The 23,887-nt window shown below is 72.9% G+C and carries 22 protein-coding genes and 3 pseudogenes; 12 read left to right on the forward strand and 13 right to left on the reverse strand.

Features of this window, described 5'->3' with window-relative positions; translation table 11 throughout:
- Positions 1–46: 46 nt before the first annotated feature.
- Positions 47–2,023, reverse strand: coding sequence for a Stk1 family PASTA domain-containing Ser/Thr kinase (gene pknB / locus AB0J90_RS18850; protein ID WP_363597440.1), 1,977 nt, complete (start codon positions 2,021–2,023; stop codon positions 47–49).
- A 203-nt stretch (positions 2,024–2,226) separates the two neighbouring features.
- On the opposite strand from pknB, the gene AB0J90_RS18855 reads away from it, so the two are divergent.
- The 3 genes from AB0J90_RS18855 to AB0J90_RS18865 are packed head-to-tail and all read left to right on the forward strand — an operon-like array spanning position 2,227 to position 3,358.
- The gene (locus tag AB0J90_RS18855; protein WP_363597442.1) at positions 2,227–2,586 is read left to right on the forward strand and encodes an Rv2175c family DNA-binding protein; all 360 of its coding nucleotides are present in this window, start codon (positions 2,227–2,229) and stop codon (positions 2,584–2,586) included.
- A gap of 15 nt (positions 2,587–2,601) precedes the next feature.
- Positions 2,602–2,931 (forward strand): lycopene cyclase domain-containing protein, encoded by a 330-nt coding sequence (locus tag AB0J90_RS18860; RefSeq protein ID WP_326556729.1) that lies wholly within the window; start codon positions 2,602–2,604, stop codon positions 2,929–2,931.
- Positions 2,932–2,965: 34 nt separating this feature from the next.
- Positions 2,966–3,358, forward strand: coding sequence for a lycopene cyclase domain-containing protein (locus AB0J90_RS18865; RefSeq protein WP_363597444.1), 393 nt, complete (start codon positions 2,966–2,968; stop codon positions 3,356–3,358).
- 142 nt (positions 3,359–3,500) lie between these two features.
- Here the strand turns inward: AB0J90_RS18865 and mptB are convergent.
- A pseudogene (gene mptB, locus AB0J90_RS18870) lies at positions 3,501–5,144 on the reverse strand (polyprenol phosphomannose-dependent alpha 1,6 mannosyltransferase MptB); the annotation flags it as partial.
- 113 nt (positions 5,145–5,257) lie between these two features.
- Positions 5,258–6,340, reverse strand: a complete 1,083-nt coding sequence (locus tag AB0J90_RS18875) for a polyprenyl synthetase family protein (RefSeq protein ID WP_363597446.1) — start codon at positions 6,338–6,340, stop codon at positions 5,258–5,260.
- 281 nt (positions 6,341–6,621) lie between these two features.
- On the opposite strand from AB0J90_RS18875, the gene metF reads away from it, so the two are divergent.
- The 3 genes from metF to AB0J90_RS18890 all read left to right on the forward strand — a co-directional run bounded on the left by metF (position 6,622) and on the right by AB0J90_RS18890 (position 9,198).
- Positions 6,622–7,539 carry a methylenetetrahydrofolate reductase [NAD(P)H] gene (gene metF / locus AB0J90_RS18880; RefSeq protein ID WP_363597448.1) on the forward strand — a complete coding sequence of 306 codons (918 nt, stop codon included), beginning with the start codon at positions 6,622–6,624 and terminating at the stop codon, positions 7,537–7,539.
- A gap of 44 nt (positions 7,540–7,583) precedes the next feature.
- A complete protein-coding gene (locus tag AB0J90_RS18885; RefSeq protein WP_363597450.1) occupies positions 7,584–8,264 on the forward strand; it encodes a CDP-alcohol phosphatidyltransferase family protein in 681 nt (226 codons plus the stop codon).
- 352 nt (positions 8,265–8,616) lie between these two features.
- Positions 8,617–9,198: a dihydrofolate reductase family protein gene (locus tag AB0J90_RS18890; protein ID WP_363597452.1), complete on the forward strand. Its 582-nt coding sequence runs from the start codon at positions 8,617–8,619 to the stop codon at positions 9,196–9,198.
- Between the two features lie 19 nt (positions 9,199–9,217).
- Here AB0J90_RS18890 and AB0J90_RS18895 read toward each other — a convergent pair whose 3' ends face one another.
- From AB0J90_RS18895 to AB0J90_RS18925, 7 genes and pseudogenes are all read right to left on the reverse strand, one after another.
- Complete coding sequence (locus tag AB0J90_RS18895) at positions 9,218–9,799, reverse strand: GNAT family N-acetyltransferase (protein ID WP_363597453.1); 582 nt, start codon at positions 9,797–9,799, stop codon at positions 9,218–9,220.
- A 112-nt stretch (positions 9,800–9,911) separates the two neighbouring features.
- The gene (gene crtI / locus AB0J90_RS18900) at positions 9,912–11,408 is read right to left on the reverse strand and encodes a phytoene desaturase family protein (protein ID WP_363597455.1); all 1,497 of its coding nucleotides are present in this window, start codon (positions 11,406–11,408) and stop codon (positions 9,912–9,914) included.
- A 67-nt stretch (positions 11,409–11,475) separates the two neighbouring features.
- Positions 11,476–12,615: a glycosyltransferase gene (locus tag AB0J90_RS18905; RefSeq protein ID WP_363597457.1), complete on the reverse strand. Its 1,140-nt coding sequence runs from the start codon at positions 12,613–12,615 to the stop codon at positions 11,476–11,478.
- On the reverse strand, positions 12,612–13,385 hold the full coding sequence (locus AB0J90_RS18910) for a carotenoid biosynthesis protein (RefSeq protein WP_363597459.1): 774 nt from the start codon (positions 13,383–13,385) through the stop codon (positions 12,612–12,614). Before AB0J90_RS18910 ends, AB0J90_RS18905 begins: the two co-directional genes overlap by 4 nt.
- A gap of 16 nt (positions 13,386–13,401) precedes the next feature.
- A complete protein-coding gene (locus tag AB0J90_RS18915; protein ID WP_363597461.1) occupies positions 13,402–13,983 on the reverse strand; it encodes a GNAT family N-acetyltransferase in 582 nt (193 codons plus the stop codon).
- Between the two features lie 120 nt (positions 13,984–14,103).
- A pseudogene (locus tag AB0J90_RS18920) lies at positions 14,104–14,904 on the reverse strand (hypothetical protein); the annotation flags it as partial.
- Positions 14,901–15,389, reverse strand: coding sequence for a YbaK/EbsC family protein (locus AB0J90_RS18925; protein WP_363597463.1), 489 nt, complete (start codon positions 15,387–15,389; stop codon positions 14,901–14,903). The gene AB0J90_RS18925 and the pseudogene AB0J90_RS18920, both read right to left, overlap by 4 nt.
- Before the next feature lie 255 nt (positions 15,390–15,644).
- Between AB0J90_RS18925 and AB0J90_RS18930 the strand changes: the two genes are divergently transcribed.
- Positions 15,645–16,484 carry a M55 family metallopeptidase gene (locus tag AB0J90_RS18930; protein WP_363597465.1) on the forward strand — a complete coding sequence of 280 codons (840 nt, stop codon included), beginning with the start codon at positions 15,645–15,647 and terminating at the stop codon, positions 16,482–16,484.
- 53 nt (positions 16,485–16,537) lie between these two features.
- Here AB0J90_RS18930 and AB0J90_RS18935 read toward each other — a convergent pair whose 3' ends face one another.
- Positions 16,538–17,527, reverse strand: coding sequence for an EamA family transporter (locus tag AB0J90_RS18935; RefSeq protein ID WP_363597467.1), 990 nt, complete (start codon positions 17,525–17,527; stop codon positions 16,538–16,540).
- Positions 17,528–17,701: 174 nt separating this feature from the next.
- Between AB0J90_RS18935 and AB0J90_RS18940 the strand changes: the two genes are divergently transcribed.
- Positions 17,702–18,286: a hypothetical protein gene (locus AB0J90_RS18940; RefSeq protein WP_363597469.1), complete on the forward strand. Its 585-nt coding sequence runs from the start codon at positions 17,702–17,704 to the stop codon at positions 18,284–18,286.
- A gap of 21 nt (positions 18,287–18,307) precedes the next feature.
- Here the strand turns inward: AB0J90_RS18940 and AB0J90_RS18945 are convergent, their stop codons facing one another.
- Together AB0J90_RS18945 and AB0J90_RS18950 are read right to left on the reverse strand one after the other, a co-directional pair.
- On the reverse strand, positions 18,308–18,589 hold the full coding sequence (locus AB0J90_RS18945; protein ID WP_363597471.1) for a hypothetical protein: 282 nt from the start codon (positions 18,587–18,589) through the stop codon (positions 18,308–18,310).
- Between the two features lie 100 nt (positions 18,590–18,689).
- On the reverse strand, positions 18,690–19,376 hold the full coding sequence (locus AB0J90_RS18950) for an aspartate/glutamate racemase family protein (protein ID WP_363597761.1): 687 nt from the start codon (positions 19,374–19,376) through the stop codon (positions 18,690–18,692).
- Positions 19,377–20,273: 897 nt separating this feature from the next.
- Here AB0J90_RS18950 and AB0J90_RS18955 point away from each other — a divergent pair.
- The 4 genes and pseudogenes from AB0J90_RS18955 to AB0J90_RS18970 form a co-directional block, all read left to right on the forward strand.
- Positions 20,274–20,723 carry an SAV_6107 family HEPN domain-containing protein gene (locus AB0J90_RS18955; RefSeq protein WP_363597472.1) on the forward strand — a complete coding sequence of 150 codons (450 nt, stop codon included), beginning with the start codon at positions 20,274–20,276 and terminating at the stop codon, positions 20,721–20,723.
- Positions 20,724–20,800: 77 nt separating this feature from the next.
- Complete coding sequence (locus AB0J90_RS18960) at positions 20,801–21,553, forward strand: hypothetical protein (protein WP_363597763.1); 753 nt, start codon at positions 20,801–20,803, stop codon at positions 21,551–21,553.
- 108 nt (positions 21,554–21,661) lie between these two features.
- Positions 21,662–23,260, forward strand: a complete 1,599-nt coding sequence (locus AB0J90_RS18965; protein WP_363597474.1) for a DNA polymerase Y family protein — start codon at positions 21,662–21,664, stop codon at positions 23,258–23,260.
- A 30-nt stretch (positions 23,261–23,290) separates the two neighbouring features.
- A pseudogene (locus tag AB0J90_RS18970) lies at positions 23,291–23,836 on the forward strand (PHP domain-containing protein); the annotation flags it as partial.
- Between the last annotated feature and the right edge of the window lie 51 nt (positions 23,837–23,887).

Here is a 23,887-nt window from a genome sequence, read left to right on the forward strand (position 1 = left end):
CCTACTGCTTTCGGTTCCGGCTACCTGGGTGCTTGGTCCGGCTTCGTCAGAAGCAGGTGATCTGGACCTGGCTGCCGGGTGGTACCTGCGTGTTCTCGGGCGGGTTCTGGAGTCCGACCGTCCCGTTCGGATTGAGTTGTACCACCGGGGTGAGCTGGGACGACTGTAGGCGCGCCTGCGCCTCGGGACACGGCAGGCCGACGACCCGGGGTACGAGCACGGCCGCCGGGCCCTTGCTCACCTTGAGCTTGATCTCGGCACCCTTCTCGACCCCGGTGCCGTTCGGCGGGGTCTGGCCGATCACCTGGTCCTTGGGCTTGTCCGAGTCCTCGTACTGCTCCACCGGGACCAGTTCGAGGCGCTGCAGCTCGTTCCGCGCGTCGTTGATGTTCTTGCCGACCAGGTTCGGTACGGACAGCGGCGCCCGGCCCTTGCTGACCGTCACGGTGACCTTGTCGCCGGGCTTCACCTCGGTGTTGACGGGAGGATCGATCGCGGTCACCACGCCGGCCGGCAGGTTCTCGTCGTAGCGGTCCGGTCCCTTGGCCACCTGGAGCTTCGCCCGCTCCAGGTCGGCCTGGGCCAGGTCGAAGGTCTTGCCCACCACGTCCGGTACCTGGTAGCGCTCGGGCCCGAGGGACAGGGTGAGGGTGATCGTGCTGCCCTTGACCATCCGGGCGGCGGACGCGGGGTCCTGTGCCAGGACCTGGTCCTTGGCGGCGGCTTCGTCGTAGCGGGGTGCGGCGTAGGCGAGGGTGAAACCGTCCCGTGTGGCCAGCGCCTCCGCCTCGGCCTTGCTGATGCTGACCAGTTGTGGTGCCTCGGTGTAGCGACCGGCGCCGAACCACCAGCCGCCGATCGCGGCGACCAGGCCGAGCACGACGACGGTGGCGGCGACCGCCACCCGGCCGCGCTTGTCTGCCATCACCTGTTCACGCAGCGTCTGGAGCCGGGCCAGCGGACCGGTCGGCTCGGGGGCGGCGCGACGGCGGTGCGGTCGGGCGGACCGCGGCGGCTCCGGCTGGTCGGGCAGCCGGGCCCAGGACGGCCGGTCGGCCGGGCGGACCGAGGCGACCACCATGGTCGGCTGGGACACCTGGCGCAGCAGCGCGGTGTTCGCGTTGGCGTTGCCGAGGTCGTCGCGGACCACCTGCACCTCGGCCTGCAGGGCACCGGCGTCGGTCGGCCGGGCACCGGGATCGCGGCGGGTGGCCCGGATGACCAGGTCGTCGAGGACCGCCGGCAGGCCGGGGACCAGGGTCGAGGGCGCCGGTACGTCGCGGTCGACGTGCTGCCAGGCCACGTCGACCGGCCGGTCGCCGTCGTACGGGACCCGGCCGGTGAGCATCTCGAACAGCACGATGCCGGCGGAGTAGACATCCGTACGCGGGTCGGCCCGGCCCTCGGTGACCAGTTCCGGGGCGACGTACGCCACGGTTGCCATCAACTGGCTGCCGGCGTCGTCGTCGGCGCTCGCCTCGACCGCGCGGGCGAGCCCGAAGTCGGCGACCTTCACCACGCTGTCGACCAGGTTGCCGGAGCCACCGCTGGGTGCCTCGGCGACCAGCACGTTCTCCGGTTTGACGTCGCGGTGCACCAGGCCGGCCCGGTGGGCGGCGGCGATCGCCGCGAGCATCTGTTCGAGGATCGCCAGGGCTTCGCCCGGGTTGAGCCGGCGGCGTTCAGCCAGGATCTCGCGCAGGGTACGACCCCGGACGTACTCCATCACCAGGTACGGCAGGCCGGCGTGGGTGCCCTGGTCGTAGACGGCCACCACGTTGGGGTGGGTCAACCGGGCGATGGTCTTCGCCTCTTCGGTGAACCGGGCCAGGAAACCCGCCAGCCGGCCCTGTGCCTGCTGGGCCTGGCTGGGGTGAATGATCTTGAGGGCCACGGTGCGCTCGAGGCGTTCGTCCGTGGCGGTGTACACGGTCGCCATGCCTCCACGGGCCACGCGACCGCGGATGCGGTAGCGCCCGTCGATCAGCGAGCCCAGCAACGTGTCGGCGACCTGAATGTCCATCGGCAGGCAGTCTATGTCTCCAGAGGGTGACGGCAGAACAGGATGCCACAGGCGGTGCCGAACGGAAATCTTGACCGAGGGGCGGGATTGCCCCCGGTGTCCGGTCGGTCACGTAGCGCGTGGAAAGTACCCTGGTCGGTTCGGAAACTACCTCGGTGGGGGTGGCGCTGGAACACCGGGACCGGTCGTGGCACTGTGATCGGGTGACCGATTCCCCACTTGCCGGCCCGGCGGACGCCGCGGGCTGGCTGAACCTGCCGGACGTCGCCGTCCGGCTGGACGTGACGATCAGCAAGGTGCACCAGATGATCCGCGACCGCGAACTGCTCGCGGTACGCCGGGACGGGGTCCGGCAGGTGCCCGCCGAACTGGTGGCGAACGACACCGTACGCAAGCACCTGCCGGGCGTGCTGAACCTGCTGCGCGACGCGGGCTACGACGACGAGGCGGCCGTACGCTGGCTCTACGAGCCCGACGACACCCTGCCCGGTACGCCGGCCGCCGCGCTCGGCGGTGACCTGGCCCGTGAGGTCAAGCGCCGGGCCCAGGCGCTGGGCTTCTAGCCGATAACGCCGACCATGGGGCATTTCGCCTATCTCGCGGTGCTTGCCGGGTGTCTCGTCGGAGCGCTCTGGCTGGAACCGATCCTTCGGGTGAACGTGCTCCGACGCTGGCGTCGCCTGCTGCTCACCATCGTCCCGGTGGCGGCGATCTTCGTACTCTGGGACCTCGCCGCGATCGCCGCCGGACACTGGACCTTCGACCCGGCGCAGATCACCGGGGTGCTGTTCCCCGGCGGGCTGCCCCTGGACGAGGTGCTCTTCTTCCTGGTCGTGCCGGTCTGTGCCGTACTCGGGTTCGAGGCGGTCCGGGCGGTGCGGGGCTGGCCGGCCGGAGACGAGGAATGACGGCCGGAGCGCGACGCGTGGATTGGGTCGACCGGTGAGCTACACCGTCGCGGCGCTGCTCGGGGTGGCCGGTGCCGTGCTGGTCGACCTGTACGTGCTGCGTACCCGGCTGGTCCGGCGCCGGGTGTTCTGGGCGACGTACCCGATCATCATCTTCTTCCAGTTGATCTCGAACGGCATCCTCACCGGGCGGCGGATCGTCCGGTACGACCCGGACGCGATCATCGGCCTGCGGCTGGTCTACGCCCCGGTGGAGGACCTGCTGTTCGGCTTCGCCCTGGTCCTGCTCACCCTCTCGGTCTGGGTGTGGCTGGGGCGCCGGGGCGTGCAGCGGACCCCGACCGCCGGGACCGGTGGCCGGCAGTGGTGGCCGCCCCGCCGCCGGCCCGCCGCCACGGCCAGTTCGGACCCGACCCGACCGGACTGACCGAGCCGATATCACCGCTGGCCGCCCCGACCGGCCGGGAACCCGAGCGGCTTCGGGGAATCCGGGCAGACCGGCCGACCCGGGCAGTGACACCCGTGCTCGTCGACCGACCCGGCCGGCTGCGCCGGGCGTTGCGGACGGCGTACCCGGTCAGCACCGCGACGAGGACCACGTCGAACAGGGCGCCGGGCAGTTTTGTCCGCACCGCGAGGCCCAGCCCGTCCGGCAGCACCAGGAAACCCGTCGCCAGCACCACCACGGCCAGCGGGCCCCGCCACCATCGCTGCCCGACGGCCGCGGCGAGCAGGGTGACGGCGGCCAGGGCGTACCAGGGGTAGAAGACGGGGGAGAGCAGGGTCACCGCGCCGAACGCCAGACCACACGCGGTCGTCACGGACCGTCGGGCGTCGACGGGTTCCCGCCCGTCGGTGCGCTCGGTCGGGCGGATCGCCCCGGTGGCCCGCCAGGCGCGGAGCACCAGGGCGACGGATACCGCCAGCAGGACGGTGAGGCCGGCCGCCCGGGCCAGCGCCACCGCCGAGTCGAACGCCTCCGGGTGGCCGAACGCGCGCAGCAGGTAACCGGCGGCCATGCCGAGCCCGGACGGCAGCGAGGTCCACTGCACCAGCCGGCCGGTGTCCGGCAGGGCGGACAGCCAGCCCAGGTCCAGCCCGGTGGCCACGGTGGCGGCGGCGAACGTCACCGACACCGTGAGCAGGGTGACACCGAGCGCCACGACCCGCCGCAGCCGGACGGTGCCGGGCGCGGTCGTCTGTGGGAGCGGGACGGTCCCGGGTGCGGTCGGGTGTGGGAGCCGGATGGTGCCGGGCGCGATTGCGACGGGCAGGCGGACGGTGGCGAGCAGGGCGACGAACGGCAGCGCGACCAGTGCGGTGATCTTGATCGATGCGGCCAGTCCGACCATCAGCCCCGCGAGAAGCAGCCCCGGCCAGGGACGCAGCGGCGGGCGCCCCGACCGGACCGGACCCGGTCCCGGTACGCCGCCCGTCGTAGCCCCGACGGCCAGGGCCAGCGCCGCCACCACCAGACCCACCATCAGCGCGTCGTTGTGCGCCCCGCCCACCAGGTGCACCGCGGTCAGCGGGGAGAGCAGGGCCAGCCAGGTCGCCGTCGCGGGCGAGGCGCCGACGGCCCGCGCCAACCGGGGCAGGTACCGGGCGAGCAGCAGCGCACCGAGCAGGGCGAGCGCCCGGAACCCGAGCACCGCCACGAGCAGTTGGTCTTCCGGTCCCGCAACCAGCAGGCGGGCGAGCGCCACCACCGCACCGGCCAGCGCGATCGCCAGCGGCCCGTACGGGGTGGTCGTGTGCCACCACAGCGACGGCACCGAGTCGGTCCACGTACAGCCGCCGTCGGCCACGCCCACGGCGTACGGGTCCACCCCGTCGAGCCAGAGCGCACCCTGGCAGGCGTACGCGTACACGTCCCGGCTGCCCATCGGCGGCGCGAACAGCAGCGGGGCGGCCCAGAGCGCCCCGGTCACCAGCAGCCAACGGTTCGGGACCGGGCGGCCGGTCTGGCGCAGGGTTCCGCCCAGCCGCCACCAGGTGACGGCGAGCAGGAGCAGACCGGCGAGCGAGCCGCCCAGCCCCAGCCAGTAGGGCCACGACGAGGAGAGGACGTCACCGGGACCGGCTCGGTCGTCCGGTGCGCCGGGCAGCGCTCCGGCGCCGTACGCACCGGCGGTCATCAGCGTGGTTGCGGCGAGACCGGCCACCCGTAGCCGTACCGGATGGTCCGAGCGCGGGCGGTCCGGGCCAGGCACGTCCCGACGGTCCCACCGCCCGTTGACGTCGATCTATCAAGCGGATGGCTTCCCGGTTGGCCCCGGATGTCCGATCGGTGCCCGCCCGGCGGCGACGCTCGCCCGGCCGGCGGTCAGAGGGAGCGGCGGGTGGCGACGATGGCCAGCTCGACCAGGACTTCGCGGGCCTCGGCCGTCACGTCGGCCCGGTCCAGCGCGGCCAGCGCGGTGTCGGTCAGCGTGGTGATCCGCTGCTCGGTCCGGGCAAGCGCCCCGCTGGCGGCGATCACCTCGCGGAGCTGGTCGATCCCGTCCGGGTCGAGCCCCGGATCACCGAGCCGCTTGGCCAGCAGCGCCCGGCCGGTCGCGTCGGTCGTCTCCAGGGCCGCCGCCACCAGGAAGGTGCGTTTGCCCTCGCGCAGGTCGTCACCGGCCGGCTTGCCGGTCTGGCGTGGGTCGCCGAACACTCCGAGTACGTCGTCGCGGAGCTGGAACGCCTCGCCCAGCGGCAGCCCGTAGCCGGAGTACGCCTCCCGCAGCGGCGCGGACGCGTCGGCGAGCGCGGCGCCGAGCAGCAGCGGCCGTTCGACGGTGTACTTCGCCGACTTGTACCGGGCGATCTTGCCGGCCCGCTCCACCGAGGTGTCCCCGGACGCCTGGGCGAGCACGTCCAGGTACTGGCCGATGGTCACCTCGGTACGCATCTCGTCGAAGACCGGCCGCGCCCGCTGCACCTGGTACGGGTCCAGGCCGGCGCCGTGCAGCAACTGGTCGGACCAGACCAGGCACAGGTCGCCGAGCAGGATGGCGGCGGAGTCACCGAACCCGTCGGCGTTGCCGACCCAACCGGCGACCCGGTGGTGCGCGGCGAACCGGCGATGCACCGCCGGCTCGCCCCGGCGGGTGTCGGAGCGGTCCATCAGGTCGTCGTGGATGAGCGCGCTGGCCTGGACGAACTCCAGGGCCGCCAGGGCAGCCACCACCTGGTCGGAGTCGGTGCCCCCGGCACCCCGGTAACCCCAGTAGGCGAACGCGGGGCGCAGCCGCTTGCCGCCGCGCAGCACGAACGCCTCCAGCGCCTCGGCCACCGGCAGCAGGGAGTCGTCGGCGGCGGCGAGCCAGGCGCGCTGGCCGGCGAGGAAGTCGGCCAACGCCCTGTCGGTCCGGTCCCGGAGGCCTGCGCGGTCCACGGGCGAGACGGGGGCAGCATCGGTCACGCCCTGACGCTAGCCGTTCCCGGGACAACCCGCCTCCGCACCCCGGTCGCCCACCCGTACCCGGGTTCCGGCCACCGGCCCCGGCCGCGGCCGTTTCCCGGCCGGCAGGCTGGGCCGCCGCCGGCCGCGTCGCTGCGGCATCGATCCGGGTACGCCGACCGCGTGTGCTTTCTCACCCCGCGCCCTCCTCGGCGGGCATCGGTCGGCCGGTGGGGTGGATCGACCGGCCGGTAAATGGGAAGGTGCGGATATTCGACCCAGGTGGCCGGTAAGGTCGTAGGGTGGCGCTCGGTCTCCCCTCTGTTCTCCCCAATCCGCAACCAGCGATCGGGGACCTTGTTCGTGGACCCCGGCCGTCGTTCTCGTTCGAGTTCGGGCCGGCGAAGACCCCCGAGGGTGAGCGCCTGCTCTGGCAGGCGATCCGGGAGTTGGAGTCGCTCCAGCCGTCCTTCGTCTCGATCACCTACGGTGCCGGCGGTTCGACCCGGGACAAGACGGTTGCGGTCACCGAGCGCATCGCCACCGACACCACGCTGTTGCCGATGGCGCACCTGACCGCGGTCAACCACTCCGTCGCCGAGTTGCGCCACATCGTCGGCCGGCTCGCCGGGGTGGGCGTACGGAACCTGCTGGTGGTGCGGGGCGACCCGCCGGGCGACCCGACCGGTGAGTGGGTACGGCACCCCGAGGGCGTGCTGTACGCCGAGGACCTGGTCCGCCTGGTGCGGGAGTCCGGTGATTTCAGCGTCGGGGTGGCGGCGTTCCCGTACAAGCACCCGCGCTCGCCCGACGTGGCGACCGACACCGAATACTTCATCCGCAAGTGCCGAGCCGGGGCGGACTTCGCCATCACGCAGATGTTCTTCGACGCCGACGACTACCTGCGGCTGCGGGACCGGGTCGCGGCGGCCGGCTGTGACACCCCGATCCTGCCGGGTGTCATGCCGGTAACCAAGATCACTACGATCGAGCGCTCCGAGCAGTTGTCCGGTGCGCCGTTCCCGCCCGCGCTCGCCGCACGCTTCGCCAAGGTCGCCGACGACCCGGACGCGGTCCGTGAACTCGGCATCCAGCAGACCAGCGAGATGTGCCAGCGGCTGCTCGCCGAGGGCGCCCCCGGCATCCACTTCATCACCTTCAACCGCTCCACCGCGACCCGCGAGATCTGGCAGAACCTCCAGGTCGGCGTCGAGGTGTGAGCAACACGGCCGCGCGAGCCCGCGCCTGCGTCGACAATTGACCCGTGGCGGGCACCCGGCTGGATTGGGACGAGTACGCGGCCACCTGGGCGCGGCTGCACGGTGACTTCGACCCGCGCAAGGCGGCGCCGACCGTACAGGGCTGGCTGCGGTTCGCGTACCAGATCGGGCACCTGCTGGGTCGCTTCCGGGTGTCGCCGACGGCGGTGACCGTGGTCGGCACCCTGTTCTGCGTCCTGGTGCCGGTGGTCGTGCTCCGGGAGCCGGGAGGGCCCTTCATCGCCGCCGGGCTGGTCCTGCTCGCCGCGGTGGCCGACAGCGTCGACGGGGCGCTCGCCGTGGTCACCGGCCGCACCACCCGACTCGGCTACGTCTACGACTCGGTTGCCGACCGGGTCGGTGAGGCAGCCTGGCTGATCGCGTTCTGGCTGCTCGGCGCCCCGGGGCCGCTGGTCGTGGCGGCCGGGGCGCTGTCCTGGCTGCACGAGTACGTGCGGGCCCGTTCGGTGTCGGCGGGGATGCGGGAGATCGGGGCGGTGACGGTGGGGGAGCGGCCTAGTCGGGTGTTGGTGGCGTTGGTCGGGTTGGTGCTGGCGGGGGCGGTGCGGATCTTCTCGTTCGACGTGGCGGCGGGGGCTGTCACGGTGGTTGCCGCGGTTTGGGTTCTGCTTGCCGGGTACGGGTTGGTTCAGCTTTTGGGTGCGGTGCGTCGGGCGTTGCTCTGATTGCTCGTGTTGTGTTGCGTTGCGTGGTGGGTACGGGACAGACCAGGTGGCGCGACGATCTTGCACTTGTGGTGGGTCACAAATCCGGATGAGTGCCCTTATCCGGGCGCCACAAGTGCAAGATCGTCGAGGGAAGCGCGGGGCGCGGGGCGCGGGGCGCGGGGCGTACGCCGGCTGGCGGCGGTCCTCGCCGAGGGGCGGTGCGGCGAGGCGTACGCGGGTAAGGTCGGTCGCCGTGTAGTGCAGGTGAAGCATCCGGCCGCCCACCGGATCAGGTCTGAGCCGATCGTGGCCGTGTGCGACACCGCCGGAGACTGGGGCCGTCCACTCGGACCAGGGATAGGACATCGAGATGCGCAAGCTGATCTACACCGCTTTTGTCTCGCTGGACGGCGTTGTCGACTCTCCCGGTGGTGGCACCCCGGCCGAGCCGCACCGCAGCGGGGGCTGGACCTACAAGGACATCGAGTTCCTGCCGGAGGCGTACGAGCTGAAGGGTCGGGAGACCGAGGAGGCTGCCGCGCTGATGTTCGGCCGGACCAGCTACGAGGTGTTCTCGCCGTTGTGGCCCGACATCGAGGACTTCGCCCCGCTCAAGGAACTGCCGAAGTACGTCGTCTCGACCACCCTCGGCGAGGACGCCCTGGTCGACAACTGGGGTGACACCACGATCCTGCGCTCGCTCGACGACGTCGCGAAGCTCAAGGAGACCGACGGCGGCCCGATCGTCGTCCACGGCAGCGCCACGCTCGCCCGCAACCTCTCCGACGCCGGCCTGATCGACCGCTACCACCTGCTGGTCTTCCCGGTGCTGCTGGGCAGCGGCAAGCGGATGTTCAGCGAGACCGACAAGGACAAGCAGCTGTTGAAGGTGGTCGAGTCGAAGACGTACGACAACGGCATCACCATGTTCGTCTACGACGTCGTCCGCTGAGTGGCCGTACGCCGCTGACTCAGTTTTCGGTCAGGGTCTGCACCAGGGCGGGGGACAGGTCCCGGTCGGCGTACAGCAGGCGGATGGCGTGGGGGTCGGGGTTGCCGGCGTCCGGGCCCCGCCAGACCTGCCGCAGGCCGGCCCGTTCGGTCGTACGCTGCGACCGCGTGTTGCCCTCCAACAGGTACGCGGTCAGCGGCAGATCCGGGCGTACGTCCCGAGCGGCGGCGACCGCCGCGCGGATGATCTCCTGGGCGTACCCCTGTCCCCAGAAGGTCGGGTGGAGGCGGAAGCCGAGGTTCCAGGCCACGCCGTAGCGGACGAAACAGCCGCCGATCCCCACGAGTCTGCCCTCGGTGGCCGGCTCGGTGCTGCGGGCCACCCACATGCTCAGACCGTCGCGCTGCCAGGCGGCCAGCCAATGTTCGACCATCGTCGTGGTCTGCTCCATCCTGGACTGACGGCTGATCGGGTCGGCCCGCCACACCTGCGGGTCCGCGTACAACTCGTGGATTTCCGCCAGGTCGGACGGCTGCGGCACAGCCAGCACGAGGCGGTCGGTGGTGGGGTTGCTGCCGGCTCCGGGTGCGTCGATGCGCATCTTGTCCGTCCTCACGCCGTCGTCTCGATGAACGGTGCCGAGGTTAACGGGTACGGGCCGGCGTGCCACCCGCATTTCGGCTCTCGTCCTGACCAGTCGAGCAGCACAGGGGTCAGGCCGGGCCGATCTGGTTGGCGACGATCTGGGCGGAGAGGGTGACCATCGGGAGGCCGCCGCCGGGGTGGGTGGAGCCGCCGACCAGGAAGAGTCCGGGCACCGGGCCCCGGTTCGGTGGGCGGAGCAGGCCACCGGCGGTGCCGTAGATGGCCCCGCCGGGGGTGCTGGTCGCGGTGGCCAGGTCGGCGGGCGTACGGACCTCGCGGAACAGCAGGCGGTCGCGTACGTCGGTGCCGCGCTCGGCGAGCACGTCCAGGATCCGGTCGGCGTAGGCGTCCGCGAGGCCGGGGCGCCGCCAGTTGACCGCAGACAGGGAACGGCCCTGCCGTGCGGCGTTGACCAGCACGAACCACGCCTCGTGCCCGTCCGGGCGGACCGCCGGGTCGTCGGCCACGGTGACGAAGACGGTCGGGTCCGGCGCCGGTCGGGCCGGTACGCCGCGACCCGCGTCGCCGAAGACCGCGTCGAACTCGGCGTCGTAGTCGGTCGGGAAGAACACGTTGTGGTGCGCCAGCCCGGACGAGCCCCGCACACCGAGCAGCAGCACGAAACCGGACAGGCTCCGGTCGGCCAGCCCGGCGAGCCGGTCGGGGCGGGGCAGCAGGTCCCGGTAGACGGTGAGCGCGTCCACATTGGCCACCACCACCTCGGCCGGTACCGGGGTGTTGGTGCCGGCCAGGCGTACGCCGTGCACCCGGCCCCCGGCGGCGTCGATCGTGGTGACGGTGCTGCCGGTCTGCACCACCACACCCAGGTCCAGGCAGCGGGACAGCAGGGCATCGGCGAGCGAACCGAGTCCGCCGCGCAGGTACCAGCCCCCGAAGGCCAGTTCGGCGTACGGGACCGCGGCCAGTGCCGCCGGTGCCCGGCGCGGATCCGCCCCGGTGTACGTGGCGTACCGGTCCAGCAGCATCCGCAGCCGTGGGTCACGCAGGTACGACCGGCCCATCCCGCGCAGGCTCTGGCCGGGGCGGATCGCGGCCAGGTCACCCAGCCGCCAGGCGAGCCGGGCCAGGTCCAGCGGTGAGTCGAGACTGTCGCGGAGGATGTCCCGCCACGCGGCGTGCCAGATCCGGCCGGCCCGCCGCCACAGCCGCTGCCAGTCGGCCTCGGCCTGCGGGCCGAACACCTCACCGATCCTGGTCGCGAAGGTGCCCGGATCGGTGCAGGAGTCGAGCACGGTCGCGGGTGCGCCGCCCAGTGGCGGGAAGTGGTGCCGGACGATCGGGTCCAGCGGCACCAGGTCCAGGTATTCGTCGAGTTTCGCGCCGGTGGCCAGGAACAGGTCGACGAAGACCTGCGGCAGGGTGAGCAGGCTCGGGCCGGTGTCGAAGTGGAACGTACCGGCCGGGGTGTCCCGTGAGTAACGGCCGAGTTTGCCGCCGACCGTGTCGGACCGTTCGAAGACGGTGACCTCGTGCCCGGCGGCAGCCAACCGGGCCGCCGTGGCCAGCCCGCCGACTCCGGCGCCGACAACGACAATTCGACTCACCCCGTACGCCTCCTCAGGCATGGTCGACGGCACACTCTGCTCCGGTGGGCGGGCAGTGGGCCGGGTGTCAGAGCACCGGTCGGCCACGCCAGAACAGGCGTTGCCGCCTGTGCAGATGGTACGACCGCAGGGTCAGCCAACCGAGCAGCGCGACCGAGAGTGGGTGTGCCAATACGTCCGGCCAGGTCCGGCCGCCGCTGGCCCGTGCGCTGACCAGCCGACCGGCGACGCCCAGCAGGTAGGCAGCGAACGCGGCCCAGGCCAGCGGTGCCGCCCCGGCCACCGCCGCACCGACCGCGAGCAGCGGGGGCACGGTGTAGAGCAGCAGGAGCAGCGTCAGCACGGCCGCGGCGGCCACTGGTGAGCCGAACGACGCCCAGAGCGACTTGGTGTAACCGTCGCGCAGTTCGGTCCAGGAGCCGTACATCCGGCAGTCGGCGAGGGCGGAGCCGTCCGCCAGGGCGATCCGGGCGCCCGCCCGCTTGACCGCGCGGGCCAGCTCGATGTCCTCCAGGATCCGGTCGCGTACCGCCGTGTGTCCGCCGGCCCGGCGGTAGCCGTCCCGGTCCAGCACCAGGAACTGGCCACCGGCGGCGGCCAGCGACGGGCGCGGCGAGCGTTCCATCAGCCGCAACGGCAGGAAGGTCAGCCAGGTCCATTGCAGCAACGGTTGGACCAGCCGCTCACCGATCGACCCGGCCACGATCCGGGGGTACGGGGTGAGCAGCGCCGCCCCCGCCGTACGCAGCGCGGTCACCGCACCGGCCACCGCGTACGGGGCGAGCACCACGTCGGCGTCGACGAACACCAGCACACCCGACCGGGGTACGGCGGCGTCGGCGAGCTGCTGGCAGGCGTACGGCTTGCCGAGCCAGCCGGGCGGTGGTGGTGAGCCGGTGAGCAGGCGTACCCGTGGGTCACCTGCGGTGAGCTGCCGTACCAGGTCGGCGGTGCCGTCGGTCGAGCCGTCGTCGAGCACCACGATCTCCAGGTCGGCAACGCCCTGCTGGGCCAGCAGCGAACGCAGGCACGGGGTCAGGCGGCCCGCCTCGTCGCGCAGCGGGAGCAGCACCGACACCGGTTCGTCCAGGGTGGCTCGCAGGGGCGGCCGGCGCAGCCAGCGGGTGGCGTTGACCAGGCTGTGCAGGGTCAGCCCGGCGACCACGGCGCAACCGATCCAGACCGGGGCTGCGGCGGCCCAGCTCATGCCCGTACCCGATGGGGTTGGTGGTGGCGGACCAGCGTGCCGGCCAGTGGCAGCGCGACCACCGACATGGCCAGCGCCCCCCAGCCGGCCGAGCCGGGCAGGTCGAGGAAAACCGCGTGCGCGAGCACGCTGGACGCGTAGGTCCAGAGGTAGAGCGCGTACATCGGGGTGTCGACGCCGTCGAGCCGGGGCGAGGTCGGGGCGAGCCGGGCCAGCAGCGCCATCAGCACCACCGCGACCAGCAGCCAGCCCAGGTAGTTGCCGACTGGCACACCGGGGACGCCCGGCAGGGCCGGCGTCGGATGTCGCCAGGTCCAGTAACCCTCGGTCACCATCTGTGGGTCGAGGAAGATGTCCCAGGCGGCGAGGCCGACGCCGGCCAGCGCGATCCGCCCGATGCCAGGCCGGGTCAGCCGGACCGCCGCCAACCAGGCCGGCCACGCCATCCAGGTCCAGGCCAGCGGGATGACCAGCGGTACGCCGCCGAGCTTCGGACCGAGCTGCCCGGAGTAGTCGTAGGCGCCGAACGGGAAACCGGTCGTCACGCCCAGCGCCTCGACCGCCCAACCGCCGACCGTGGTGACCACCACCAGCGTGGCGGCGGCCCGGGGGCCCCGGCTGAGCAGGGCGTGGCCGACCGACAGCAGGTAACCGAGGACAACCGTGACGATGGTCAGTCGGGCCCGGTACTGGCCCTCGGTGAGCGGGTAACCGATCTGCGCCAGCACCAGGACGACCAGCAGCAGCCAGGGCAGCCGGGTCCGGTTCAATCGATCCTCCGGCCGGTTATCCGGGCAAATCGGGTTCGTCGTGCCCGCCCGGCGGCGGGTGGGGCAGCGGCAACTCCCGGCCGAGTACGGCGAACGACCGCTCGTCGCCGGGGAAGTGGAAGTCGCGCAGCACATCGACGAAACCGAACCGCCGGTAGAGCCGCCAGGCCCGGGACTTCTGCTCGTCCGCCTCCGGGGTGGACAGCAGCGTGGTGCTCGCGTCCGCCATGGCGAGCAGGGCGGTCAGCTGCCGGGCGCCGAGCCCGTGCCCCTGCGCCGCCGGCCGTACGTGCAACTCGACCACCTCGAAGCAGTCGGTGAACCAGGTCTTGCGGGCGTCGTCGGGCAGTGCGGCGTACACCTGGTCGTGCCACCACTGCCCCGAGTACGAGTGGTAGCCGTAGCCGAAACCGGCCAGCCGCCCGTCGTTGGCCAACGTCGCCACCGCCCGGAAACCACGACGGCGTACGTGGGTGGCGATGTAGCCCCGGCGTGCCTCCAGCAACTCGGCCCGGTAGCCCATCGCCTCGCCGTAGACCGTCACCACGTCGTCCAGCCGCCGAACGAGATCGTCCGGCTGCCACGGCACCAACCTCATGCCTGCCCGCTCCTCACTGCGCCACCGCCGTCACGCACGTCGCCATTCCCGCTCGCCGCCATGCCCACGCTCGCTGCCACGGTCATGCTCGTCACCATCGTCACGCTCGGCGACCGTCGGGCCACCATCGTGACCGGTCCAGTCCAGTACGGTCCGGTCGCCACGCACCGCGCGTACCTCGAACCGCGCGAAGAGCTCTTCGGCGTACCAGCGTTCGGTCGGGGTGCGCATGATCGCGTTTTGATGCTCCGGCTGACGGTACGCGAAGGCGAGCAGGTCCGCGCTGCTGCGCCACACGCTCACCGTGCCCTGCCAGCCCAGCGGCGCCTCACCGATGCCGAACCCGGCGGTGAGTCCGGGGGTGTCCGGCAGCGCCGCGGCGACCGATGGGATGGCCCGCCAGAACGTCGCCGCCCGCGCCGGCCGCAGCCGCGCGCGGGTCAGCGCCAGCACCGGCCCACCGGTCGAGGTGTTCCGGGCGGTCGGGTTGCCGAAGGGTTCGACCCCGGCCCAGCGGCCCCGACTGGCCAGTGGGCGCAGGTCGAGGCGGGCGCCGGACAGCGCGATCCGGCCCCAGGCCCGGCCCACCGGGCTGTCGTCGAAGCCGGCCGCCCGTGCCGGATCCGCCCAGACCACCAGCGCCGCCCAGCGGGTCAGGTCGGCGTCCCCCGGCCCGAAGCCGCTGCCGCTGGTCCTCCTCCTGCTGCCGTTGGTGCCGGTGCCGGTGCCGGTGCCGCTGCCGCTGCCGGTGCCGGTGCCGGTGCCGGTGCCGGTGCCGGTGCCGAGGAGCTTGGCGAACCGTACGCCGGGGGTGGCCCGCAGCCGGCGTCGGCCGACCGCCATCCGGATCAGCGCACGTGGCACCGCCCGGCGGGGCAGCCGCCAGACATGCAGGGTGACCAGCTCGGGAACCGGGTTCACGCCACCTCGGCGGGGGTGCCGGCGGTGAGCCGGAGCAGCTCGGAGTAGGTGGTCGGGAAAACCGCCTGCGGCACCCCGCCGGCCGCCCAGACCTCGGTGTACTCGTCGAGCGCGGTGTCGACCAGGGTACGGACCGGCCCCGGGTGCCCGATCGGGGCGACGCCGCCGATCGGTTGCCCGGTGTGCTCGCGTACGAACTCCGGGGTGGCCCGCTTGAGCGCGGTCAACCCGAGCACGACAGCCAGCCGGGGTACGTCGACCCGGTGCGCGCCCGAGGTGAGCACCAGCAGCGGGGCGCCGTCCGCGTTGAAGATCAGCGAGTTGGCGATCTGCCCGACCTCGATGCCGAGTACGGTGGCCGCCGCGGCGGCAGTGTGCACCGCCTCGGGCAGGATCCGTACCCGGACCGGCTCGCCAGAGCCGTCCCGCGCGTCCGCCCGGTCCAGTACGTCCTGCACCGCTTGCACGTTGACATGAAGCTGCATGCCCTTATCTTGCCCACACCACCGCGGGCCATCCGACAAGCACCCGCCATCGCGGTCATCCCGTACCGGGCGTCAGGTGGCTGACCGGCTCTACGCGGCCGACCGGCTCTGTGCGCGCGAGCTTTGGCGGTCGCCACCGGTTCGGCGACAGTCAGGCCCCCTGCGGCTTCGCCTGGGCGCGGGCGGCCGCGAAATCGATCCACGTCGGCTCGGAGCCGGGGCGCGGGCGGGCGTGAACGGATCTACGTTGGCCCGATGACGAAACCACTGCGGGTACTGATCTCGGCCGATATGGAGGGCGTCGCGGGAGTCGTGCATCCGACCGAGACGAATCCGGAACGGTACGACTACGAACGGGGCCGTCGACTGATGACGGCCGAGGTGAACGCCGTGATCGCGGGCGTGCTGGACGCCGTACCGGAGGCGGCGGTGCGGGTGGCGGACGCGCACGGCACGTTCCGCAACATCCTGCCGGAGGAACTCGACCGCCGGGTCCGGCTGGTCCGGGGTCGGCCCCGCCCGCTCGGCATGCTCGGCGGGCTCGACGACACCACCGGTGCGGTGCTGTTTGTCGGCTACCACGCCCGCGCGGGTGCCGGCCCGGCGGTGTTGGCCCACACCATCAGCGACGCGGTGCTGGACCTGCGGATCAACGGACAGTCGATGGGGGAGATCGGCCTCAACACTGCCCTGGCCGGGCACCACGGTGCGCCGGTGGTCCTGCTCGGCGGCGACGACGCCGCCTGCGCGGAGCTGAACGCCCTGGTCCCGGCGGCGGTGACGGTCCCGGTGAAGGTCGCCCTCGGTCAGGCGGCCGGAGAGACCCTCCACCCCGAGGAGGCCCGCGAACGCCTGCGCGCCGCGGCCACCAGGGCGATCGAAAACCGCGCGCAGGTCCCGCCCCTCACCCTCACCGGACCACTGGCGGTCGAGGTCGACCTGTACGCCCCCGCCACCGTCGACCTGGCCACCCTCATCCCCGGCGTCTCCCGCGCCCCCGGCGCCCGCACCGTGACCTTCACCGCCGAGAACACATCCCAGGCCCACTCCCTCATCCAACTCCTAACCCACCTAGCCCAAATCAAACCCACCTAACCCCCTCCCCCCTCCCCCCGGACCACCCCCACCCCACCCCGTTGATCATGAAGTTAGCGCGCTGGATCGGGCGTTTCGAGGTAGCTAACTTCATGATCAACGGGGAGGTCTGGGGGGAGGGGGGAGGGGGTGGGGAGGCGGGCGGTTTCGGCTAGGGCTACGCCGGCTAGGACTACCAGGCCGCCGGTGATCTGGATGGGGGTCAGGGATTCGCTGGCGCCCAGGGTCAGCCAGGCGACGATGGAGGCGATCACGGGTTCGGCCATGCCGAGGATGCTGACGCTGGTTGCCGGCAGGTGCCGCAGGGCGCCGGAGACCAGCAGGAACGGCGCGATCGAGCCGAGCACCACCACGTACGCGCAGAGCAGCAGGACCGGTACGCCGCCGCTGCGCTCGCCAAGCGGCTCCCAACCGCCGCTGCCGGCGGTGACCGCCCTGGTCAGCAGGCCGGCGACGGCCGAGGCGCCGAACGCCCAGGTGGTCAGGGAGAGGGTGTCCCGCTGCTGCACGCCCCGCGCGCCGAGCACGTAGTAACAGGCGAGCACGACCGCCGCCGTGAGCCCGGCGAGTACGCCGACCCCGTCCAGGTCCAGCGAGCCCCAGATCTCGGCCACGCAGGCCAGCCCGACCAGGCTCGCGGCCAGCCCGAACCAGAGCCGGGGGCGGGCCCGCTGGTGCTGGCCGAACCGGGCCCAGAGCGCGACCAGCAGTGGTGCGGTGTACTCGAACAGCAGCCCGATCCCGACCGGCAGCCGGGAGATCGCCACGAAGTAGAGCATCGGGGTGAGGAAGAACCCGGCCAGGCCGAACCCGATCAGCAGCGGCAGTTCGCGGACGGTGACCCGCAGCCGGCGTACGCCCGGACGCAGCAGCACGCTCAGCAGCAGCAGCCCGGCGAAGGCGCCCGCTGCCCGGATCAGGGTGAGCTGCGGTGCCTCGATGCCGGCGCGCAGCACCAGCTTCGACACGGTGCCGTTGACCGCGAACAGCACGCTGGCCGAGAGCACCATGATCACGCCGAGAGCCGGGTTACGAGTCGTCACCGACTGAGATTACCGATGCAACGTCAGGACTCAACGGTCGCCCGGCCGTTACTCCCACGGCTCGGATATTCGATCGCGCACCTGCTGGGCCGGGGCATGATGATGGGCGGCATCCAGAAGGTGCGAACACGATCACCCTCCGGGAGTACGGCGGCTGACCATGGCGGGGATCGGATGACCAGCTTTCCGGCGCAAGCGCGTCAGGTCAGGGACACCGACCGGCCGGTGCACCACCGGCTCTGGGCGTTGCGCGGCTGCGCGCTGAGCTTCCCGCCGTACGGATTCCGCGCGACCTGGCATCATCTGGTCCGCTCCGCGCGCATCCCGCGGCGGCTCGACGACGACCCGGATGCCCTGGTCCGGGCGGTGGACGAACTCGAAGCCGCCCGACAACTCGCGCTCGGGTACGCCGCCCCCGTGGTTGCCGCCCGCCGCCGGTCGAAGACCGCCGGGCAGCGCGTCCCGGTCGGATCGAGCCGCTGGGTGTTCGGGCAGTGGTCCTCGCTGGCCTACTGCCCGGACTTCACCCACCACCCCGTCGAACCGCTGCCCGTCGTGGTGGGCCGGGTCATCGCCGCCCACCGCGCCGGCACCGTCGACTCCGGACAGTGCACAGTATGCGGTGCGGACCGCACCAGACCCCGGGCCTGCACCCGGTGCGGGGTGCACCCGGACGGTCCGGCCGCGCTCTCGGCCCGTTTCCGGCACCCGGACGAAGCCGACCGCTGGCGGCGCACCTGGCAACGAGCCGCACCGTGACCGGCCCCGACGAGTTGTTGCCTACCTCGGCCGACGGGTGTGGTCCTTCGGTGGTTCGGGTGCGGGTGGTTCGGGGATGACGAACAGCATGCGGCGCTCGGCCATCCGCTTGCGGAACCGGCGGATCGGCCCCAGGAGCAGGCCGCCCAGGTCCCAGATCGCCATCCCGACGACCAGGGCCACCAGTGGCCCGGCCACCCAGGCCTGCCAACCGCCCCGGTCGAGCAGGTCCGGGAGTTGTGTCGCGGCGCCGAAACCGGCCAGCAGTCGCCAACCGATCTTCGGTTCGCGCTTGCCCGCCACGCGCACATCCTGGCACCCGCATGCCACCACGCTCGTCCCCCGAAAGGGGCGAACCCCGGGTGCGTCGACCGTGCGCTGATCGACGGCAGGACCGGCGGCGTCAGCGTCCGAGGGCGTGGGTGACGGCGGCCTCGACGTGCAGCCGGGTGGTCGGGAAGACGGGTACGGGGCTGTCGGCCGGACCGATCAGCAGTTCGATCTCGGTGCAGCCCAGGATCACGCCCTGCGCCCCGGCCGCGGTGAGCCGGTCGACGATGTCGAGACAGGAGGCGCGGGACGAGTCGCTGACGATGCCCCGGCACAGTTCGTCGTAGATGACCGAGTGGACCAGGGCGCGGTCGTCTGCCTCGGGTACGAGCACGGTCAGCCCTCGGGCGGTGAGCCGGTCGCGGTAGAAGTCCTGTTCCATGGTGAACGCGGTACCGAGCAGCCCGACCGTACGCAGCCCGGCGGCGAGCACCGCGTCGGCGGTCGTGTCGGCGATGTGCAGCAACGGGATCCGTACGGTGTCGGTGATCCGGTCGGCGACCTTGTGCATCGTGTTGGTGCACAGGACGAGCAGGTCCGCACCGGCCGCTTCGAGCCGACCGGCGGCCGCCGCGAGCAGCTTGCCGGCCTCGTCCCACCGGCCGGTGGCCTGCAGGTGTTCGACCTCGGCGAAGTCGACCGAGTAGAGCAGGCAGCGGGCGGAGTGCAGCGCGCCGAGCCGGTCGCGTACGAGTTCGTTGGCTATCCGGTAGTACTGGGCGCTGCTCTCCCAGCTCATGCCGCCGAGCATCCCGATCATCAACACCCGGTCATGATGACAGCCCCGGTCCTCGCCTCCGGTACGGGATGCGCCGCGTGGGCCGGCCGTGGCATCGACGGCGGGCCCACGCGTACGGCGTCGTCCCTGGTGGGGGCGGCGCCGGGGCGCCCCGTGCACACCGCCCGGGCCGGCGGTGCCGGTGGTTCACCGGGACGGGTCGGATGATCGGGTTACCTGCTTCGGCACCTGTTGATCAACGTTGTGCAGGCTAGCCAGCCTCTCCCCATGAACGGGGGAAGCGCAGATGAAGCCCGTACGACCGGGTCGTGAAACAAGCCCGGCCCGGTCCGGGGCCGGCGGGGCCCGGCGGACGTGGGCCGTCCGGGCGTCGGCGGGTCGACTCCGAGACGTGTCGGCCCCGGTCGATGTCCCTGCCGGTGCGGGCGGCCGGTGGCGGGCCGGGTTTCCCCGGCTCCGGGCCGGTTTCGGGCCTGGTCCGCATCGGTACGGGCGGTGGGTCCCGGGCGGTCGGGCGGGTGTCGCGGTGGTTGCGTTTTTGTCGGGGGCGAGGTGTACTGTCATCAGTAGTTAGAACGCGTGTTCGATTGAGTTGTTGGATCGAGTCGAACGCTCGTCCTGACCACCGGGAGCGGCGTTCGCGGCGTAGTTCCCGGCGTGCGGTTCCGCGGACCGCGCGGGCTCCGGGCACACCAGTCCGGGCCACCAAGGCAGGATCACCGTTCGCCGCCCACGACCCCCGGGCGGCGGGCGGTGACCCCGCCGGGTCAGCCGGCCGGGTGCGGTGTGGGGAAGCACCCACATCCGGCCGGCACCACCGGTGCGTCTTCCTCCGCAGCGGGCTATTCGACAGTGCGTGGCCATCCGGGCTCCCCGCCCGACCGATGGCGACACGGCGGCGACGCGGAGGAGAGTCCCATGCCGACCAGCCCGGTTCAGGTGCCGACGGTGCCGGCGCACATACTGCCGCACCGGACTCCGGCCCAGTTGCTCCTGATTGCCCGACGCGGGCTGGCGGAAGCCGCCCAGACCCGACCCGACGGCCTGCGGTACGCGGCAGCGCACCTGGCCGCCCTGCGCGCCGCCGCGGCGATGCTCGCCGCCCGTGCCCGTCCCGCACCCACCCGCCGCAACCGGGTCACCAGCGTCTGGGCCCTGCTCGTGCTCGTCGCACCCGAGTTGGGGGAGTGGGCCACCTACTTCGCCACCGGCGCGACCAAGCGGGCCGCCGCCGAGGCTGGCATCCCCCGGGTGGTGACCGCCCGGGAGGCCGACGACCTGCTCCGCTCGGCCGAGCAGTTCGTGGCCGTGGTCGAGGCCGCACTCGGCCTGTCCCACCAGCCCGCCATCGACGGACTCGCCGCCTGAGCGGCAACCGAACTCGCACGGACTGACCGGCGGTAACAGAGCAGCACGGATACTTCAAACGGGGATGGGTGAGTTCCATGGCGGGCCGGATGACGGTCGGGTCGGCCGCGTTGGCGGACCTGGTCCGGCCGGCGAGCGCCCCGGACGCCGCCGGTGCGTACCGGACGCTGCCGGTGCTGCCCGAACTGATCGGCCTGCTGCCCAACCGGGGGCTGCGCCGGGGCAGCACGGTGGCGGTCGGCACCGGCCAGCCGGCCCGCAGCGGTGGCACCTCACTGCTGCTGGCGCTGCTCGCCGAGGCATCCCGGGCCGGTTCGTGGTGCGCGGTGGTCGGCGTACCGACCCTCGGCATGGTCGCGGCGGCTGAACTCGGCATCGCGCTGGACCGGCTCGCGCTCGTACCGCACCCCGGCCCCGAGTGGGCAACCGTGGTCGCCGCCCTGATCGACGGGGTCGACGTGGTGGTCATCGCCGTACCGGGCACGGTCAGCGCCACGGTCACCGACCGGCTGGCCGCCCGGGCCCGGCAGCGCGGCAGCGTGCTCCTCCCGTACGGGCAGTGGGCCGGTGCCGACGTCACCCTCCAGGTGGTCGCGGGCGCGTGGGAGGGACTCGGTCAGGGCCGGGGTCGGCTGCGTCGGCGCGAGGTGACCGTCTCCGCCCGGGGGCGGGGTGCCGCCGCCCGCCCCAAGGAGGTCAAGGTCTGGATGCCCGGCGACGACGCCACCCGGGTGGTCAAGCCGGTCGGCGGCACCCGGACGGCCGGATCGTCCGCGGCCTGGCCGGAGCCGGTGTCCCGGCGTACCCCGCTCACCCTGGTCGGGCCGTGAGCCACCCGACCGCGCTCGTCACGGGACGGGGCAGCGCGGGCAGCCCCGTCGAACTAGAATCGAACACATGTTCTAAGGTGGCTCGACGGGCTGGTCGAGAGGGGCGTGATGGGGGGCGGGGCGGGGGAGACCGGGCAGCCGGCACCGGTGCGCACCCTGCTCGTCTGGTGCCCGGACTGGCCGGTCATCGCGGCCGAGATCGTCGACGGGGTGCCGGCGTCGACCCCGGTCGCCGTACTGCACGCCAACCGGGTCCTTGCCTGCTCCACCGCCGCCCGCGCCGAAGGGGTGCGCCGTGGGCTGCGTAAACGGGAGGCGCAGAGCCGCTGCCCGCAACTGATCGTGGTCGACCACGATCCCGGTCGGGACGCCCGCGCCTTCGAGTCGGTGGTCGCCGCGATCGAGGAGGTGGCCGCCGGGGTCGAGGTGATTCGGCCGGGTGTCTGCGCGCTCGCCGCCCGTGGCCCGGCCCGCTACTTCGGCGGCGAGGAACAGGCCGCCGAGCGGATCGTCGAGCACGTCGCCCAGACCTGCCTGGTGGAGAGCCAGATCGGCATCGCCGACGGGCTGTTCGCCGCCGGCCTGGCCGCCCGCACCGGGCAGATCGTCCCGCCCGGCGACGCCCCGAAGTTCCTGGCCGACCTCCCGGTGGAGGCGCTCGGCCGGCCACCCCTGACCGACCTGCTGCGCCGGCTCGGACTGCGTACCCTGGCCGATTTCGCGGCGCTGCCCGCCGGTGACGTACTGGCCCGGTTCGGGTTCGACGCCGCGCTCGCCCACCAGTTGGCGGCCGGTCGCGACCACCGCCGGCTCGCGGTCCGCCGCCCACCACCCGACCTGGCCGTGACCGAGACGTACGACGAACCGCTCGACCGGGTCGACGCCGCCGCGTTCGCCGCCCGTGCCCTCGCCGAACGGCTGCACGAAACCCTCTCCGGGCACGCGCTGGCCTGCACCCGGCTCGGCATCGAGGCGGTCACCGAGCACGGCCAGGAACTGCACCGGGTCTGGCGGCACGACGGCCTGCTCAGCTCCGCCGCCATCGCCGACCGGGTGCGCTGGCAGCTCGACGGCTGGCTCTCCGGGACCAACCGGCGTCCCGGTGCCGGCGGGCGGGTCGCCCCGTCCCGGCCGACCTCGGGGATCATCCGGCTGCGGCTGATCCCCGACGGGCTGCTGGCCCAGGCCGGACTCCAACCGGGACTGTGGGGCGAGACCGGCGCCGAGCGGGACCGGGCGCACCGGGCGCTGAGCCGGGTGCAGGGCATCCTCGGCCCCGAGTCGGTGCTCACCGCGGTGCTCGGTGGTGGGCGGTCCGACGCCGACCGGGCCCGGCTGGTGCCGTGGGGCGACGAGCGGACCCCGGGCCGACCGGCGGAGCCGCCCTGGCCGGGGCGGTTGCCGCCGCCGGCACCGGCGGTGGTGCTGGCCGCGCCGCTGCCCGCCGCGGTCTACGACGACGCGGGTGAGCCGGTCACGGTGACCGCCCGGTTGCAGGTCAGTGCCGCCCCGGCTCGGCTGGTGGTGGGCACCGCCGCGCCGGTCGAGATCGTCGGCTGGGCCGGGCCCTGGCCGCTGGACGAACGTTGGTGGGCACCTGCCGAGTCCCGGCGCCGGGCCCGTTTCCAGGTCCGGCTCGCCGACGGGGGTGCGCTGCTGCTCTCCCTCGCCGGTGGGCAGTGGGCGGTGGAGGCGGTCTATGACTGACCACACCACCGGGCGGGGCGGTGCTCGCCGGTGAGCTTCCACAACCCGAAGATGCCCTGGTCGGAGCTGGAACGTACGCTGTCGGGCCGGCGCAAGGCGGGCGACGGGCCGGCCGGTCACCTGCACGTGGTGGACCCGCTCGCCGACGAGGCACCGGCCAGCCGGCGGCGAGAGCGTTACGCCTCACCGGCGCTGCCGATCACGCCCCCCGACGCCACCGTCCCGTACGCCGAACTGCACGCGCACACCAACTTCAGCTTCCTCGACGGGGCCAGCCACCCGGAGGAGATGGCCGAGGAGGCGGCCCGGTTGGGGCTGACCGCGCTCGCGGTGACCGACCACGACGGGTTCTACGGCGTGGTCCGGTTCGCCGAGGCGGCTCGGGCCCTGCACCTGCCCACCATCTTCGGCGCCGAACTCTCCCTCGGCCTGCCCGGACCGGCCAACGGTGAACCGGATCCGCTCGGCCGGCACCTGCTGGTGCTCGCGCACGGCCCGGAGGGGTACGCCCGACTGGCCCGGACCATCGCCCGCGCCCAGTTGCGCGGCGGTGAGAAGGGCCGCCCGGTCTACGGCGCCCACCGGAACGGGCCGGGAGGTGACACCACCGGCGGTGCCGGCCCGGGC

It is taken from the genome of Micromonospora sp. NPDC049523, from assembly GCF_040676775.1.
Taxonomy (GTDB): Bacteria; Actinomycetota; Actinomycetes; order Mycobacteriales; family Micromonosporaceae; genus Micromonospora_G.

Excerpts from the sequence above, each read along its gene's own strand:
- AB0J90_RS18940 (WP_363597469.1), top strand. The coding sequence starts at position 17,702 with ATGACCAGCTTTCCGGCGCAAGCGCGTCAGGTCAGGGACACCGACCGG.
- AB0J90_RS18890 (WP_363597452.1), top strand. The coding sequence starts at position 8,617 with ATGCGCAAGCTGATCTACACCGCTTTTGTCTCGCTGGACGGCGTTGTC.
- AB0J90_RS18930 (WP_363597465.1), top strand. The coding sequence starts at position 15,645 with ATGACGAAACCACTGCGGGTACTGATCTCGGCCGATATGGAGGGCGTC.
- AB0J90_RS18965 (WP_363597474.1), top strand. The coding sequence starts at position 21,662 with ATGGGGGGCGGGGCGGGGGAGACCGGGCAGCCGGCACCGGTGCGCACC.
- AB0J90_RS18950 (WP_363597761.1), bottom strand. The coding sequence starts at position 19,376 with ATGATCGGGATGCTCGGCGGCATGAGCTGGGAGAGCAGCGCCCAGTAC.
- AB0J90_RS18955 (WP_363597472.1), top strand. The coding sequence starts at position 20,274 with ATGCCGACCAGCCCGGTTCAGGTGCCGACGGTGCCGGCGCACATACTG.
- pknB (WP_363597440.1), bottom strand. The coding sequence starts at position 2,023 with ATGGACATTCAGGTCGCCGACACGTTGCTGGGCTCGCTGATCGACGGG.
- AB0J90_RS18905 (WP_363597457.1), bottom strand. The coding sequence starts at position 12,615 with ATGAGCTGGGCCGCCGCAGCCCCGGTCTGGATCGGTTGCGCCGTGGTC.
- AB0J90_RS18895 (WP_363597453.1), bottom strand. The coding sequence starts at position 9,799 with ATGCGCATCGACGCACCCGGAGCCGGCAGCAACCCCACCACCGACCGC.
- AB0J90_RS18960 (WP_363597763.1), top strand. The coding sequence starts at position 20,801 with ATGGCGGGCCGGATGACGGTCGGGTCGGCCGCGTTGGCGGACCTGGTC.
- AB0J90_RS18860 (WP_326556729.1), top strand. The coding sequence starts at position 2,602 with ATGGGGCATTTCGCCTATCTCGCGGTGCTTGCCGGGTGTCTCGTCGGA.
- AB0J90_RS18925 (WP_363597463.1), bottom strand. The coding sequence starts at position 15,389 with ATGCAGCTTCATGTCAACGTGCAAGCGGTGCAGGACGTACTGGACCGG.
- AB0J90_RS18915 (WP_363597461.1), bottom strand. The coding sequence starts at position 13,983 with ATGAGGTTGGTGCCGTGGCAGCCGGACGATCTCGTTCGGCGGCTGGAC.